The organism is Saccharibacillus sp. JS10 (genome assembly GCF_024436065.1).
Lineage (GTDB): Bacteria > Bacillota > Bacilli > Paenibacillales > Paenibacillaceae > Saccharibacillus.
The window spans coordinates 196381-212740 of sequence record NZ_JANFNS010000001.1 but is presented as its reverse complement, the minus strand read 5'-3'; the positions used below and the strand labels follow the sequence as shown (position 1 = coordinate 212740).

Annotated in this window: 16 protein-coding genes; 2 read left to right on the top strand and 14 right to left on the bottom strand. The window is 45.2% G+C overall.

Annotated elements, in window-relative coordinates; all coding sequences use genetic code 11:
* Window positions 1-142: 142 nt before the first annotated feature.
* Both NOM90_RS00930 and NOM90_RS00925 read right to left on the bottom strand, forming a co-directional pair.
* Window positions 143-865: a YebC/PmpR family DNA-binding transcriptional regulator gene (locus tag NOM90_RS00930; protein WP_255939307.1), complete on the bottom strand. Its 723-nt coding sequence runs from the start codon at window positions 863-865 to the stop codon at window positions 143-145.
* An 85-nt stretch (window positions 866-950) separates the two neighbouring features.
* The gene (locus tag NOM90_RS00925) at window positions 951-1373 is read right to left on the bottom strand and encodes a hypothetical protein (RefSeq protein ID WP_255939306.1); all 423 of its coding nucleotides are present in this window, start codon (window positions 1371-1373) and stop codon (window positions 951-953) included.
* Between the two features lie 209 nt (window positions 1374-1582).
* Here NOM90_RS00925 and NOM90_RS00920 point away from each other — a divergent pair, with 209 nt between their 5' ends.
* Window positions 1583-2797, top strand: coding sequence for an MFS transporter (locus NOM90_RS00920; protein WP_255939305.1), 1215 nt, complete (start codon window positions 1583-1585; stop codon window positions 2795-2797).
* Window positions 2798-3236: 439 nt separating this feature from the next.
* On the opposite strand, the gene NOM90_RS00915 is transcribed toward NOM90_RS00920, so the two are convergent.
* A complete protein-coding gene (locus tag NOM90_RS00915; RefSeq protein ID WP_255939304.1) occupies window positions 3237-3950 on the bottom strand; it encodes a general stress protein in 714 nt (237 codons plus the stop codon).
* Window positions 3951-4155: 205 nt separating this feature from the next.
* Here NOM90_RS00915 and NOM90_RS00910 point away from each other — a divergent pair, with 205 nt between their 5' ends.
* Window positions 4156-5811, top strand: a complete 1656-nt coding sequence (locus NOM90_RS00910; protein WP_255939303.1) for a putative bifunctional diguanylate cyclase/phosphodiesterase — start codon at window positions 4156-4158, stop codon at window positions 5809-5811.
* Between the two features lie 109 nt (window positions 5812-5920).
* On the opposite strand, the gene NOM90_RS00905 is transcribed toward NOM90_RS00910, so the two are convergent.
* The 11 genes from NOM90_RS00905 to NOM90_RS00855 all read right to left on the bottom strand — a co-directional run bounded on the left by NOM90_RS00905 (window position 5921) and on the right by NOM90_RS00855 (window position 16319).
* Window positions 5921-6076, bottom strand: a complete 156-nt coding sequence (locus NOM90_RS00905) for a hypothetical protein (RefSeq protein ID WP_255939302.1) — start codon at window positions 6074-6076, stop codon at window positions 5921-5923.
* Between the two features lie 66 nt (window positions 6077-6142).
* A complete protein-coding gene (locus tag NOM90_RS00900) occupies window positions 6143-6739 on the bottom strand; it encodes a DNA-3-methyladenine glycosylase I (RefSeq protein WP_305120884.1) in 597 nt (198 codons plus the stop codon).
* A 44-nt stretch (window positions 6740-6783) separates the two neighbouring features.
* Window positions 6784-8733, bottom strand: coding sequence for an LTA synthase family protein (locus tag NOM90_RS00895; protein ID WP_255939301.1), 1950 nt, complete (start codon window positions 8731-8733; stop codon window positions 6784-6786).
* A gap of 79 nt (window positions 8734-8812) precedes the next feature.
* Window positions 8813-9367 carry a metallophosphoesterase family protein gene (locus tag NOM90_RS00890; RefSeq protein WP_255939300.1) on the bottom strand — a complete coding sequence of 185 codons (555 nt, stop codon included), beginning with the start codon at window positions 9365-9367 and terminating at the stop codon, window positions 8813-8815.
* On the bottom strand, window positions 9364-10173 hold the full coding sequence (locus tag NOM90_RS00885) for a (2Fe-2S)-binding protein (RefSeq protein WP_255939298.1): 810 nt from the start codon (window positions 10171-10173) through the stop codon (window positions 9364-9366). Before NOM90_RS00885 ends, NOM90_RS00890 begins: the two co-directional genes overlap by 4 nt.
* Before the next feature lie 217 nt (window positions 10174-10390).
* Window positions 10391-11161: a phosphate ABC transporter ATP-binding protein PstB gene (gene pstB / locus NOM90_RS00880; protein WP_255939297.1), complete on the bottom strand. Its 771-nt coding sequence runs from the start codon at window positions 11159-11161 to the stop codon at window positions 10391-10393.
* A gap of 13 nt (window positions 11162-11174) precedes the next feature.
* On the bottom strand, window positions 11175-12071 hold the full coding sequence (gene pstA / locus NOM90_RS00875; protein ID WP_255939296.1) for a phosphate ABC transporter permease PstA: 897 nt from the start codon (window positions 12069-12071) through the stop codon (window positions 11175-11177).
* Window positions 12068-12991: a phosphate ABC transporter permease subunit PstC gene (gene pstC, locus NOM90_RS00870; RefSeq protein WP_255939294.1), complete on the bottom strand. Its 924-nt coding sequence runs from the start codon at window positions 12989-12991 to the stop codon at window positions 12068-12070. The genes pstA and pstC overlap by 4 nt, the downstream gene beginning before the upstream one ends.
* Window positions 12992-13075: 84 nt before the next feature.
* On the bottom strand, window positions 13076-14023 hold the full coding sequence (locus tag NOM90_RS00865; protein ID WP_255939292.1) for a phosphate ABC transporter substrate-binding protein: 948 nt from the start codon (window positions 14021-14023) through the stop codon (window positions 13076-13078).
* Between the two features lie 256 nt (window positions 14024-14279).
* On the bottom strand, window positions 14280-15275 hold the full coding sequence (locus NOM90_RS00860) for a glycoside hydrolase family 43 protein (protein WP_255939291.1): 996 nt from the start codon (window positions 15273-15275) through the stop codon (window positions 14280-14282).
* A gap of 39 nt (window positions 15276-15314) precedes the next feature.
* The gene (locus tag NOM90_RS00855; RefSeq protein WP_255939290.1) at window positions 15315-16319 is read right to left on the bottom strand and encodes an endo-1,4-beta-xylanase; all 1005 of its coding nucleotides are present in this window, start codon (window positions 16317-16319) and stop codon (window positions 15315-15317) included.
* Between the last annotated feature and the right edge of the window lie 41 nt (window positions 16320-16360).

Here is a 16360-nt window from a genome sequence, read left to right as displayed (position 1 = left end):
ATTTGTTTTTATTTTACATGAAAGTTAAAGGATCGCCTACGGGACATACCGACTAAGTTAAAAAGCAACGGATAAGATATATAGTCGATGATACGAAAAAACGGAATAGCCATTTGAGGCTATTCCGCTTTGGAAAATCCGCTTATTCTTCTTCAGAATCAACGTTATGATAGACTTGTTGAACATCTTCCAAATCTTCGATCGCGTCGATCATTTTCTCGAATTGCTTTTCCGACTCTGCATCCAGCGATACAAAAGTCTGAGGCAACATCGTAATTTCAGCTACCGTAAACTCTTCGATTCCAGCTGCGCGAAGCGCTTCTTGCACGGCGTGGAATTGATCTGGCGCTGAATAAATGATAACCGCTTCATCTTCGGTCAAAATATCGCGTGCATCGACATCTGCTTCCATCAACAGTTCAAGCACTTCTTCTTCGGTCTTGCCTTCAATACCGATTACGGCTGTCTCGTCGAACATATAAGCGACCGATCCGCTTACGCCGAGATTACCTCCGTTTTTGTTAAAAGCCGAACGAACATCGGATGCTGTGCGGTTGACGTTGTTCGTCAGCGCATCCACGATAACCATCGATCCGTTCGGACCGAATCCTTCATAACGAAGCTCGGTATACGTCTCGTCGCCGCTACCTTTTGCTTTATCCATCGCACGATCAATAATCGCTTTCGGTACATTATACGTCTTCGCACGTTCCAGCACGACTTTAAGTGCACGGTTCGATTCCGGGTCCGGCTCGCCTTTTTTGGCTGCTACATAAATTTCAACGCCGAATTTTGCATAAACCCGGCTAGTGTTAGCATCTTTGGAAGCTTTTTTTTCCTTAATATTATTCCATTTACGACCCATATCTATCCCGCTCGCTTTCCATTGATTGGTTATGTCCTAAATTTCACACCTATTTATTGTAGCCTGAAAAAGAGATTGGAACAAGTTATAAATCGCCATTCAGCTTGTTGAACGCTCTACGGGCGCTTTTCAAAAAGCGTTCTTGTTCCAAACGTTCCGATTCCGACAACTCCGTTTGCAGACGATGTTCCGCTTTTCCGATTGCCTCATGCAGACTTTGTCTTAACACTTCCCGCTCAGCTTCGTCCAATAAGGCTTTTAATTTATCGGTTACGTTAGGCGTGTAAGGCATTCGGTTATATTCTTCGGCGCTCACCGTTCGCACATCGAGATACGTATTTTTCACTTCAATGATCGTACTTGGAATTCGCACGTTTTTGTCTGTTTCGACAACGACGCATTGATTCACATGATCCGCGTATACATTCGTAATCTTCTGCCTAATCCCCAGCACGCCGCGAATACGACTAAAAGGAATCCGGTGCACTCGGCTCACTTCTTCCGACATGAATAATCCTCCGTTCTTCAACGTTTTTTCGTCAACATATTAGATAGTTTCAGCATATCATAAGATCGGCAAAAACGAACCTTAACTCCCCCTGTTCTTCACGACCTTGATCAAAAAAGACTGAAATTGACAAAGGTTGAGGTTAAACGATATACTTGTTAAGACAATTAAATATTCGTTTATGGATAAGATTTAGGAGGCCTATCATCTTGGAAAAACAATCGTTATGGAGCCGTAATTTTTTGACCATCAGTTTTAGTAGTTTTTTTATTTTTATTAACTTTTATATTTTAGCGGTAACTTTGCCGGAATACGCGTTAAATGAATTGGGTGGCAGTCAAAACGGAATCGGGCTCGTGACAACCGTATTCGTTATTGCGGCTGTTATTTTTCGTCCGTTAACAGGCAAATGGCTGGATGAAATCAACCGTAAAAAGCTTCTTGTGATCTCGGTTATTATGTTTGCTTTATGCAGCTTTTTGTATCTATGGGTACCCAACTATACATTGTTGCTTGTTCTTCGCTTCGTACACGGTATTTCATTCGGGGTTGCAGCGACTACGACGTCTACCGTCGTCTTGGACGTCATTCCGCGTGAACGCAAAGGCGAAGGTATTGGATACTTCACCCTATTTATGAGTCTAGCTATGGTGTTTGGACCTTTTATCGGGTTGTCGGTATCGTCAAATGCAGGGTATCCGGTGTTATTTATCTGCATCACGATCTTTGCAGCTTTGGCTTGTTTATTCGGCGTAATTAGTCATATTCCAGAGCACGAACGTAAACCTAGTGAATTAAGCGCGTGGCATATTCAACGGTTTATCGAATTCCGCGCGATTCCGATTGCATCGGCAGGTTTTCTGATTGCATTCGCTTACGGAGCTATCTCGACTTTCATCTCGGTCTATGCGAATTCTTTGGGACTCAAAAGTATTGCGAGTTATTTCTTCATCGTATTTGCAGCGATGGTCCTGCTTTCTCGCCCGTTTACCGGAAGATGGTTCGACCGTCGCGGCGCGCATATGCTGGTCTATCCGGGTATCGCTTTATTTGCGATTGGCATGATCGCGTTAAGCCAAGCGCATTCGGCAACCTTTTTCTTGATTACAGCGGCGATTATCGGCCTAGGTTACGGCGCGATCATCCCAAGTTTCCAAACCCTTGCGATCCAATCGGCTCCCGCACACCGTAGCGGGCTTGCGACCGGAACCTACTTCGTATTTTTCGATCTTGGTTATGGATTAGGTTCTTATCTACTTGGACGTCTAGCTTCTTCTGCGGGGTACTCGGCAATGTACGCTGTCGGAGGCGTGACGGTTCTTCTTTCGCTCGCCGTATATTACGGACTATATCATCGTAGAGAACAACGTCAGCGTAAAAGTTCGACCGTATCGCATCAGGATGCTTCAAAAGCTTCGGCGTAAAATGTTACTTTGATGCGTTAGGAACCGCTTTGGAAGACGCTTCGGAAGAAATTGGTTCAAAACGCTGTTTCACTCGGAAAATGGAATTGGATTGGAGCAAGGAATTTTCCGAGTTCAAAGGCGTTTTTCTCTGAATTTCTTCCTCCGCTGCTGCGCGGTTTCTAACATTGAATAGAGTTTAAAAGAAAAAGCGACGGTTACTTTCCGTCGTTTTTTCGTTCCAAAACTACAGTAACTAGAAGCGAGCTGATGGAGAGATAAATTCAGTTTAGGAATGGAATGTTCGCCTTTGAAATCGGGAACAATCAACTACAACTTCAATCTCTTTTCCCAATTTCAACAAGCGACCGCAACAAATTTCTCTCGCAGTATCCTCGATTCCCCCACCAAATCACCAAAAAAGCCGACTGTATATCCAGCAGTCGGCTTTTTTGGTGATTTATTCGCCTTTGTAAGGGCGGTCGTTTTGTCCGATGATTAAGTTTGAAGCTTGACGTGTTGGGTCGGTCGTATCACGAAAATCAATATCATCGGATTGATCGTAAGCCGAACGGTCTTTCTCAGATGAATTTTCTAACGTATTGGAATCTACACCGGCTGGCGGGACTCGTTCGTCCACAGGCGCCATGCCTGAAGTACGTGAAGTTCCGGCGGGGTCGAAGTACGAGGTATTATTCGCCCCGTTACGCTCAAAGATTTCGTAGATTTGACTACGCATCGCTTCGTCTTCATCGACCATGACGAGTACGTCGCCTTCATGTACACGTTCATCGTAATATTCCGCTTCTTTTTCCGGAATACCCAGACCAATAAATCCTCCAGTTAGTCCGCCGATTCCGGCTCCCACTGTTGCTCCGGCAAGCCCGGCTGCAATCGGTCCAGCTGCAAGAAGAGGTCCAATGCCCGGAATGGCTAGAGCCCCCAGACTTGCGATGACGCCTGCCGCTCCGCCGAGTGTTCCGCCTGTAATCGCTCCTGCGGTTAATCCTTCTGGCGCTTTTGTACCGGTTTCGGTTCGCAGTGCTTCGGATTCTTTGCGGTCTTTGGTTACGATAGAGATATCGTCTTGGCTATAGCCGGCTGTTTGCAGATCATGAATCGCTTGAATCGCTTGTTCTTCTCGTTCGAAAGTGGCTGAGATTTTTTTAATCATCTGCTATTCCTCCCGATATTGTCGTTTCCTTTTTTTACCCGTTGTCAATAAGCATCAAACGTTCTGCTAAAATGAGAAAAATTCTTTTCAATAAAGATGAGGCTATCCTCCTTTCTTCCCTTTGCGTGGACGCCTACACATAGTATGATAGGACTATATAAATTAGGTATCTCGGTTGTAGGCGGATAAGGAGGGCTTTTATAAAATGACACAAATGAAAGACCAAGCATCAGATCTTGCCCAATACCTTCATGCGCTGGAGGATTCTTTATATGTTATGGATTGGGACGGTAAGCATTTTCGATATCGTTATGTGAATCGAGCTGCCGCTGAAATCAGTCATATTGGACCTCAACATATGGGACGAACTTTCGAAGAAGTATTTACGCACGAACCGGAAATGGGAAAATATCTGCATCACAAATATATGAAAGTCATTGAGAAAGGCGAAAGTATTCGGTTTGCTGACGGAGCTTTGTTGCCAACAGGATCACTGAGCGGCGAAAGTATTTTGTCTCCAATCTTTGACGAGCATGGCAACATACAAGCGATCACTTGTATGACTCGCGATCATATTACCCGTGCGGAAGATCGGCAACATTTGCATCATTACGCGTATCATGACGAATTGACTCAATTGTTCAATCGACGTTTTCTTTACGAATTTTTGCATAAATCGTTCGGTCTTTTCTTAATCGATCTCGATAACTTTAAAAGTATCAACGATGCGCTGGGTCATGAAACCGGCGATATCTTGCTGATCGAAGTCGCGCAGCGTTTCCGCAAAGCTTTTGATTCGCCTTATGCGATTGCGCGTCAAGGTGCCGACGAATTTATTATCGTTTGCGACACCCCTATTTTAAAATCCGCAGAACAAGCCAAACGGATTCTTGAAGTGCTGGACGAGCCTTTTATCTTAAAAGGACGTTCGGTACGCGTGAGTGCAAGCGTAGGGATTGCCGTATCTGCTGAACGTTCCGAATTATCAGTCTTGTTAAGACAAGCAGATATTGCGCTCTATTATGCCAAAAGCAAAGGTCGCAACCGTTACCATGAATATAATGAAGATTTACGTTACGATCAGGTCCTTAAATTCGACTACGAGATCGCGCTAAACCATTGTATCGAACGTGATGAATTGATCTTGCATTATCAACCGATCTTCGACGCTTCACAAAATAAAGTGGTTGAAGTTGAAGCACTCCTGCGTTGGAATTTGGGTCATACCCGAATGGTCTCGCCTGCTGATTTTATTCCGGTAGCAGAAGAAACCGGGCTTATTGTTCCGATCGGCGAGTGGGTGATCCGGCAAGCTTGCCGCGATTTACCGGCTATCCGTGAAAAGTTCGGACCGGATGTACGGATCGCAGTAAATATTTCGCGTGTACAATTTGAAGAAGAATATTTCGTTGAACGTCTGAATACGATTCTTACCGAAGAAGGCGTGCCTTCCAGGCATTTTGATTTGGAAGTCACCGAATCACTCGTGATGCGAAACCTCGAAGAAATTTGCTTGATTTTGGAACAACTTCGAGCGCAAGGTTATACGATTTCACTTGATGATTTTGGAACCGGATATTCGTCACTTGGTATTTTGTCTCAAATTCCGATCGATAAATTTAAGCTGGATCGTTCCTTTATTGTACAGATGAATCCAGCCGTGATCTCAGCGCTTCTCGCGATGGCGCGTGCAATGAATTTGGATGTCGTCGCGGAAGGCGTCGAAGACGGTGAGCAGCTCATTCAACTGATGAATATGGGCTGCCCAGGCATTCAAGGATACTTGATTTGTCGTCCAATGAGCGTAGGGGATCTACCAAATATTTGGTTCCCAGACGCAACGCGCCCTTATGTTATGTAAGGAGCAATAATTGTATTTATGCTTGATCGCTTGATCAACAAAAAAGCTGCCGGTATCGCTTGATTGCGACGCCGACAGCTTTTTTGTTGCTATTCATGATTTGTTAAATCTAACGAATCAGTCCAACTTCGCGAGCTTGTTCTTCGGTCAAAATAAACTGTTCCGTTTCCCAATAATCTTTGTCCGGATCTAATCCGAACATGGCGATAATTTGACTCCAAATTTTCCGTTGCATTGCTTCTTGTTGAGTAATCATGACTTTCATCGTTATCCGACCCCTTTCGCCATAGCAGAGCTTGTTTGCTTGTACATCTATCCTTTATTACCCGCTTCAAGCTTCTTGCGACTCGGTATTATGCCGGGTACGACATATACAATATTCCCAATGATCATCAATCATTCCCGAAGCTTGCATAAGAGCATAACAGATCGTACTTCCGACGAAAGTAAATCCTCTTTTTTTCAAATCTTTGCTTAGGCGATCCGAAAGTTCATTGCTTCCCGGAACATCTCCCGGCACTTGATGATGGTTAACAATCGGTACACCGGATACAAATGCCCATATATAATGATCAAAGCTGCCGAACTCTTGTTGAACACGCAAAAAAGCTTGAGCATTTTTGACCGTAGCATTCAGTTTGCCGCGATGACGGATAATGCCGGCGTCTTGCAATAGGTTTTCGATCTTGGCTGCATCATACTGCGCAACAAGTTCCGGATCAAAATCATCCATCACTTCGCGATAACGCTGCCGCTTTTTTAATACAGTATAAAAACTAAGCCCGGCTTGCGCGCCTTCAAGTGTCAATAGTTCAAACCACTTCTGATCGTCGTGATTGGGTACACCCCATTCTTCGTCATGATAACGAATATAGAGCGGATCGTCATTGACCCAGCGGCAACGAACAATTTCTTTTGGATCATACATCTACGCGTGTACCTCTTCTCTACGATTTGAAAAACCGATTAAAACTAATTGGCACCGAAACCACGTCTAGGCAATACTTTGACATAATCATCAGATAATTTCATTAACTTCAATATATGTTCGTAATCTTCACGGTAAGGCTCAAGATCGGTAATCGGTTCATGCGTATCCAAAGAGATTGCGGTTCCGTCTTCAAATCCTTTACCTGGAATAAATAAGATGTTATCCCCGACAAAAGAACCGGTTGGCAGATAATATCGGATACCTGCTACGTTGCGATCCGTATTCAGCAGATCTCGACCGAATGCCGTGTACGATTCTTGTTCCAACGAAATGCCAAGTAAATTCATCAGAGTCGGAACAAAATCCATCTGTCCGCCTGCAAGCTTAACTTCTTTACCTTTTTCCACACCCGGCACGTGAATACCTAATGGAATATTAAATCGACTCGCATTCGCATCGTATGAAATCCCAAGCATGTCGGACACCCACTTCGGATCATTATCTGCGGTAGACAATCCACCGTGGTCGCCGTAGACCATCAATACAGTATTGTCCCATAATCCTTTTTCTTTGAGCCCGTCGATCAGCTTACCTAACGCATAATCCGTATAATGTTGAGCATTCAGATATCTGCCAAGCTGCGTACCTTGCAAGCGTTCAGGAATCTCGAATTGTTGAAATTGTTCCGGTACATCAAAAGGCGCATGACTGGAAGTGGTCACAAATTGCGTATAAAAATTCGACCCGTCCGCCGTCATTTCATCGATTTTTTCTAAACCGACTTTGTACATTTCTTCATCTGATGCGCCAAAATTGTTGAACTTATCGTTTTCGTAGCTTGGTTTGTCATAAAAATTTTGGAAACCAAGCGCCGGATACAATTGATTTCGATTCCAAAACGAAGCGTTATTGATTTGGAACGTCGCGGTTTGATAACCTTTTTCTGCTAATAATTTTGGAGAGCTTGGAATTTTGCGATCTCCATAACCGGTAGACATCGCGATGTCCGCAGTCGGATAGATCGACGTATTCGAAATAAACTCAGCATCGGAAGTATTCCCTTGTCCGATCTGCTGATACACATGCGGGAAATAGAAGCTTTTTTTCATGAGTGCGTTGAGGTTAGGTGTGACTTCTTTTCCATCGAGCTTATAGTTAATCAAAAAGTTTTGGAACGATTCCATCTGTACGACGACGACATTCATCCCTTTTGCAACGCCAAAATATTGACTTTTAGCATTGGATGTAGCGTCTTCTGTGTACGGGAACGATTGTTGCAATTGCTTCACTTGACGCTGTACTTCTTCTGGAGAAGTCGATTCAAGGAAATCCCGTTCTTTGCGTTTTTCAATCGCTGTGCTGACTTGATAATTGATAAAGCCTACATTCTCCGCACGTACAATCTCGTTACTGATCGCTACACTGCGATTGATCCATACGCCTGACAATAGTAAACATACAATCAGAGCAACCGATACGACGATCCGGCTCATCCGAGTCGCTTTACCTTCCCAATTCGATCGGGAACGACGCGGTTTGTGGAAGGATAATCCTTTGCGAGAACGAACTTTGAGTACAGCAATCGAAATCACGAAAGCAAGTAAATCGGCGAAAAACAAGAAAAATGCGGGTTTGATCAGACCTCCGACCATATTGCCGACTTCCGGGACCTGACCCAGCGAACCGAGTACAACATAAGTCGGGACGGAACCGAAATAAGAATGATAGACTGCCGCTGAGAAAAAGACAGCCGATAGTAAGATGTTGACGCTCCACGCCGATATGAAACGAACCCGGCGCGGTACGATCAATTCGAATATACATACCACACCGATCGCGGTAAATAAGTCGATAAACATCCCGCTAAATTCATAATGCCCGAAGAAAAATCCGCGTAGCATCAGAAGTTTAGCAAATAGAATGCTGACCGACGCTACGAATAAACGATCGGGCTTTCGAGTGATATGCGGTGAAGATAATATTTTGTTCATTAAATAACCTTCTTTAACTAGAGTGTTTGGATTAAATACCCATTATAAAACACTCTTTTTACCTCGTCAAAACATAGTCTTAACCTTTTTCTGCATAATAGCGATGTTGACACTGAACTTTTCCACCGTTAAACGTTACGATTCCAAATGAATATTGGCTTTGACGACGTTTGTCGGTAGGCGATCCGGGATTGAATAAAGGGACGGCTTCGCTAGAATCTGCTTCTGGCGAAAGAAACGGAATATGGGAGTGACCGAATATAATCAGATCCACTTGTTCATTTTGAAAAACAGATGCTGCGTTATCAGGCGTACTGCGGCGTCCGATATGTCCATGAGTTAATCCGATTCGGATCGAACCAATCTCGATAATCCGGTGATAGCCGAACTTCTCGATAATCTCGTCGCCATCATTGTTCCCTGCTACACTTTCGATCGGTGCATAGGCTTCAAATAGCTTGTATACGTCCGGCTTTGTCCAATCTCCGGCATGGATAATCAGATCTGCTTTTTCCAATTCCTCGATCAGTTCAGACGGTAAAGATTTTGCCATTCTCGGCATATGCGTATCAGATACGACAACGATATAAGGAGACAGCGAATCACAGGTAGGTCGGCTAATCGGAATATTCATTGCGCCCGCGCCTTCTCTCTTCGCTCTACTCGGTCTTGCTCGCTTAGCTTCGGACAGTTATAACAAGCTTCGGCACCAGGCAACATATGATATAGACAGCAGCTTGGTCGCATCTGGATTTGCTGAGTCGGATCGGTCATATGTTCAATATAACGAAACCGTAGATCAAACGGATTTTTTTTACGTCCGAATAATTGAGGTTCTAAATTTTTAATTTGTGCATAGCTTTTTTCTAATTGCTCGACATAAGGCGCTAACTCCACGCTGAGATCCGGGTGAGTCCGCCAGGTTTGCGCAAAATAGTCGAGTCGACCCGGCAACTGTGCCCAGATCATTCCGACGGGAACACCGGATAACGCCGCAAAATTTTCAAAAAGAGGACGACAAGTTTCTCCGTAAAAAAGACGGAACCCTTCTTCTGTCCATCTAGCAGGCGATTCTTTTTGCGGAGCTGGTTCTGCTAATCGGCTATCGATCACGATCTGCATCGAATGACCGCCGTTATCATAACGAAAAAGCTGAGCGCTTAGGTTACTTGCCGAAAAATCCGGACGGATTCCTTTTACAACCGGGAAATATAAAGAAGCCGTCACCGCTCCGCTAAACCAACTGCAAAAGTAAGTCACAGCAGCTTGGAGATCAGGAGCTTGAAGCAGCTGGGCAAAAGTATGCAAAAAAGACTTCGCGCCTTCAGGCGTGGATAGTTCTTCAAGCGTCGCAGTGGCTACGGCTTCGGGGTTACGTTCGGTTGCCATATAAAATTGAGGTTGAATCCATTCCTTGTCGAACAAGATTTTATCCGGCATGTATCTTCATCCTTTCCGTATCGGAAATGGTTCTTATCATTGTTAACTTATTAATCATACAAAATCTTGCTCTATATTGCGATCCAATCCCGTCGTTGAAATAAAAAAGACCGTTTCCTTCTACAGTAGAAGGAAACGGTTCAACATTTAATCGTATGAATCGTTGCGCCTATAGCTGAACAAATGATCTGAACAGATTACAAGCATGAAACTTTCATCAACCGAAACGACCCATAATATATTCTTGCGTCATTTGGTTAGCAGGGTTGGAGAACAACTTGGTTGTCTCGTCGTGTTCAATCAGATTGCCCAAGTAGAAGTAAGCGGTCGAATCTGATACACGCGCGGCTTGCTGCATATTGTGCGTGACGATTACGATTCGAAGTTCTTTTTTCAGCTCGATAATCAATTCTTCGACTTTGCCGGTCGATACCGGATCAAGCGCCGATGCCGGTTCGTCCAGAAGCAAAATTTGAGGGCTAACCGACAACGCGCGCGCAATACATAGACGCTGTTGTTGACCGCCGGACAAAGCCAATGCCGATTCTTTCAATCGGTCTTTGACTTCATCCCACAGCGCAGCTTTGCGCAAACTTTGCTCGACGATCTCATCCAATTGCTTTTTGTTTTTCGTTCCGTGGTAACGAGGGCCAAACGCAATATTTTCGTAAATCGATTTATAGAACGGATTCGGGCGCTGCCATACCATACCGATCTTTTGGCGAAGCGTGACCGCATCGGTTTCTTTGTTATTCAAGTCTTGCCCATCCATCCAGATCTTGCCGACAACTTTTGCCGAAGCAATCTCGTCATTCATCCGGTTGAGCGAACGTAAAAACGTGGATTTGCCGCATCCCGAAGGGCCGATCAGCGCAGTTACGCTTTTTTCGGGAAATTCCATATTGATCTTTTTGACCGCTTCGTTCGTGCCGTAGAAGACGCTTAGCTCTTCCGTGCCGAAGCGAGGTTGTGTGCTTGTTGTTTGCATAACGGAAGCCCTCCTAGTTCACTTGCTTGGAAGCAGTAATTTTACGATAGACGACGCGTCCGAACCAACGCGCCACGAGGTTGAACAGCAATACCATAATGACCAGGACTGCGGAAGCTCCAGCCGATACGTCTTTGGCATCCGGGATACGTCCTTCGCTGTTTACTTTCCAGATGTGTACAGCCAAAGTTTCTGCCGAACGCATCGGGTTGATTGGCGAACGCGCGTTGAACGGATTCCAATCGGTGAAATCCAGTGGTGGCGTCGTCATACCGGATGTGAACAGCAATGCTGCCGCTTCACCGAATACCCGTCCAGCCGCCAAGATTGTACCCGTGATCAAGCTTGGCAAAGCTACCGGCAGCAAGATCGACGTAATGATTTTCCACTTGGATAGACCGAGTGCAAGCCCTGCTTCTTTTTGCTCTTGGGGAACCGCACGGAACGATTGCTCGGTAATCCGTACCATCAGTGGCAAGTTGAAGATCGCAAGAGCAATCGCGCCGGATAGCAAGGAATAACCGAAGTCAAATGTGTTAACGAATAGCAACAAGCCGAACAGACCTACAACGATCGATGGGAACGAAGACAACACTTCGACAACGAGACGGATAAATCCAGTCAATTTGTTGTCTTTTGCATACTCCGCCATATAAATACCGCCGCCTAAACCTAGAGGTACGGTGATGATCATCGTTAATACCAATAAGAACAACGAGTTGAATAATTGAGGCCCAATACCGCCGCCTGCTTTGAAGTTTTGTGAAGGCGACGTCAAGAAATGCCAGTCAATATGAGAGATGCCTCGAATCAAGATAAAGCCAAGCAATCCTCCCAAGATAGCGACGATGAGTACCGCAAAAAAGATAATGACGCCTGTGGCGATTTTATCGGCTGTTTTTGCTTTCACAGCTTATTCCTCCTTTGAAGCAACCGTACGATGATAATAAATACGAAGGTCATAAAGAGCAGCATAAGCGCCATGCTCCAAAGGACATTATTTTGAACCGATCCGGTCGATGTATTCGTCATATTCAGCGTGATCACACTTGTCAGCGTAGAAGCCGATGTGAGAAGCGATGTCGGCAAGAACGGCGCGTTACCGATTACCATCTGTACAGCGAGCGCTTCACCGAATGCACGCGCAATACCGAGGATAACTCCTGTCCACAGCGAAGGAGCTAGTGTAGGCAGGACAACGCGGTAGATCGTTTGCCAGCGTGTTGCTCCCAGTGCGTAAGATGCTTCGCGCATCCCGCGCGGTAGCGACGCCAGTGCATCTGCCGCAATACTTGTGATCGTTGGCAAAATCATAACCGACAAGACCAATGCGCCCGCTGCTACGCCGTAGCCAAGCGAATCGCCGCCTGTCAACTTAGAAATAAACGGAACCAACACGGTCAGACCGATAAAGCCATAGACAACGGACGGGATACCCGACAACAATTCGATAACCGGTTGCAGAATGCGTTTGCCTTTACCCGGTACGATCTCCGTCATGAACAATGCCGCGCAAATACTCAGCGGACCTGCAATCAGAGCCGCAAGCATCGAGACTACAAAAGATCCGCCGATAAACGGCAATGCGCCAAACGATGGATTATCGCCGTCGGGGCTCCAAGTCGTGCCGAACAAAAATTCGAGCGGGCTTACGCCGTCTTTGAAAAAAGTTGCCAGACCTTTTGAAGCTACAAAGTATACAATCGCAACAATCACGACAATTAACATCAATACACAAAGATACGTATAAATTTTGCCGATCATATCTTCGCGACGGTGTTTTGCTAATCCGCGCGGCTTAGGCGCAGCAGCTTCCTTATTATTTTCCATAAGTGGATACCCTCTCCAATCGTTAATAAACGCGAAAATAGAGGCGGAAAGACCGCCTCTTTTTTTGCTGGTGCGTCGAATGTATTATTGAACTGTTTTACCTTCTGCATCGCGCTTAACTTCCATGCTCGATACTGGAATGTAGCCCAGTTCAGTTACATCTGCATTTTGAACTTCTTCGGTCATGAAGTAATCCAGGAATGCTTTCGTCGCGCCTTCAGCTTCGCCTTTTGTATACATGTGCTCATAAGCCCAGATTGGGTATTCGCCACTTTGTACATTTTCTTCTTTTGGCTCTACGCCGTCATAAGACAAAGCAGTTACCGTATCATCGAGGTAAGAGAATGCCAGGTAGCCTACAGCACCTTTTGTATCCGCAACGATTTGTTTAACGGTACCCGAGGAATCTTGCTCGATTGCGCCCGGTACGTTTTCAACTTTTTCGCCTAGTGCATATTTTTCGAAAGTAGCACGTGTACCCGAGCTGCTTGGACGGTTAACGATTGTGATCTTTTGATCAGCGCCGCCTACATCTTTCCAGTTCGTGATCGTACCTTTGAAGATATCAAGCAGTTGTTGCTTAGTCAGGTTTGTTACGCCTGCATCTTTATTTACGACAGTTGCCATTGCAACCACCGCCACTTGGTGATCGACCAATTCAGCTGCTTTGTCAGCATCTAATTTTTCTTCCGCGAATACATCCGAGTTACCGATGTCTGCTGCGCCTTCAGAAACTTGCGTCAGACCTGTACCGCTACCGCCACCTTGTACTTGTACGGTCACATCTTTATTTTCAGCCATGAAGTTTTGTCCAACTTGATCAACCAATGGTTGTAATGCTGTCGATCCAACTGCCAAGATTTCGCCGGATACACCAGCTTCAGCAGGTGCTTCTGTTGCTGCTGGAGTCGTGCTTGCACCCGATCCTGTTGTCGCGTCTGTAGTTGCTGCTGTGTTGCCTCCGCCACAAGCAGTAAGTGCGAGCATTGCGGAAAGTGTTAAAGTACCGAATAACGTTTTTTTCGATTTCATGAGTAGGTTGACCCTCCTAGGTATATTCATACGATTGCGACCGTCTTCTCTCTGTCCGAGTTGTCCGAGCCGCTTTACAGTTCTCATTGTAGGATTCGAAAATCAACGCAAAACACTTCTTTTGTAAAAACTATGTAAAATATTTTGAAAGGTGTTTAAAATTCGAGGAAGCTTGTTTCGGATAGGATCGCGCGCAAAAAAGCACCCTGATTGCTCAAGGTGCTTGGCTCAACTGATTAAAGTGTATCTGACAGGTTCAAGCTTCCGCTTCAATAACTTCATACGGATGAATCGTTTCAATCGTCCCGTCTTCTCCGATATTCAACTCCACGTATTTTACGCAGCGTTTGTGATTGACTCCTTCGGATAAGGAACTGTCATGATAAAACAAAAACCATTTTCCGTTAAATTCAACAATTGAATGATGTGTTGTCCAGCCGACAACGGGAGACAAAATCACGCCTTTATATTGAAAAGGCCCTTGAGGATTTTCGCTCACGGCGTAGACGATCTGGTGCGTGGTGCCTGTCGAGTAAGACAAATAATAAAGATTGTGATGTTTGTGCATCCACGGCCCTTCGAAATAACGCCGTTCTTCGTCGCCTGCCAAAATCGGATTTCCATCTTCGTCTACAATTGAAATTTGCTGTGGCTGACCTTCAAACGACAACATATCCTCGCTCAACTTCGCAACATAAGGTCCTAATGCGGGTTGATCGTGAGGTGGTCCTTCCGCGACATCAGGCTTGTAACTTCCGCTTTGCCATTTTTCCAATTGACCGCCCCATAATCCCCCGAAGTACATATACGATTGATTGTCATCATCGACAAGTACCGCCGGATCAATACTGAAGCTGCCCGGAATATAATGCGGTTCTGCTTCGAAAGGCCCTTGCGGAGACATGGAAGTCGCTACCCCGATCCGAAATACATCTTCATGGTCGCGTGCCGGAAAAAACAAATAGTACTTTCCGTTTTTGTACGCGGCGTCAGGTGCCCACATTTGCTTGGAAGCCCACGGCACATCGCGCACATGCAGCACTTGCCCATGATCCGTCACTTCTCCGCCGATCTCATCGATAGACAGCACATGATAATCTTCCATTTTATATTGATCGCCGTTATCGTTGCTGGGTTCATTGTGATCCAAATCATGCGAAGGATAAATATATAATTTCCCTTCGAATACATGTGCCGATGGATCGGCGGTATAAATATGAGTCACGATCGGTTGATTGAATGGAGTACGCATAAGATCGCTCCTTTGGATATTTAGATAGATGCTATAGATTTAACGTTGTCCATGCTCAAGGATCTTCCAAAAAGAAGGTTTCGGTTGCAACTCTCGATCAAAAGGAAGCGGCCAGTTCAGTCGTCCGCGTACCGGGAACCCATCCAACCAAGTTCCGTTATCCGCTGCTCCCCAAAATGTGACAGAATCGATCTCGGAGCGGTATTCCGTCAGTAGCTTAAAAATTTCATCGTATCGATGCGTGAGTCGCTGAGCCATCTCATCTGTCGGAGCTTTCAAATCACTACGACGATCTTCAAAATCAAAAGATGAAATATCGAGTTCCGTAATATGTAACCGAAGCCCCAACGAAGCATACAATTCAATAGCTTCGCGGATTTCATCAATTGAAGGGCCATATAAATTCCAATGCCCTTGCATCCCAATCCCGTGAATTGGCGTTCCTACATCCAATAACGAACGGACTAAGCGGTAAATCTTATCGCGCTTGACCGGATTCGTTTCATTATAGTCATTGTAAAACAGTTGCGCCGAAGGATCGACTTCGTGTGCAATACGGAACGCTTGCTCCAAATAATCTTCGCCGACCGTACTCAGCCATTTGGTTTCGCGCAAATACTCCTCGCTTTTATCTTCAATCGCTTCATTCACGACATCCCAAGCTTGAATTTTGCCGATATACCGTCCCATCACAGTCTGAGCATGACTACGCAGTCTCTCCAATACCTGCTCTCTGGAAGCCGGAGTACCGTCTTCTTTTTCAAATACCCAATTCGGAGTCTGATTATGCCAGACTAACGTATGTCCGCGAAGTGCCATTCCATGCTGCATGGCAAAATCGACGATTTCGTCCGCGGCTGCAAAATCGTAACGATCAAGATCCGGATGGATTTCTTCGAATTTCATTTGATTTTCGGCAGTGAGGCTATTGTAATGCTTGGCGATAAACGAACCTTCTCGGCGAAGCGTGCGAGTGCTAACCGCTGCTCCGATTTTGAATGTCCCCGTATACGCTTGATGTAAAGACGGAATTTCTGTATTCATCTAAGAAGCTCCTTTCAAGATTCCGTAATATCTTAACTCTC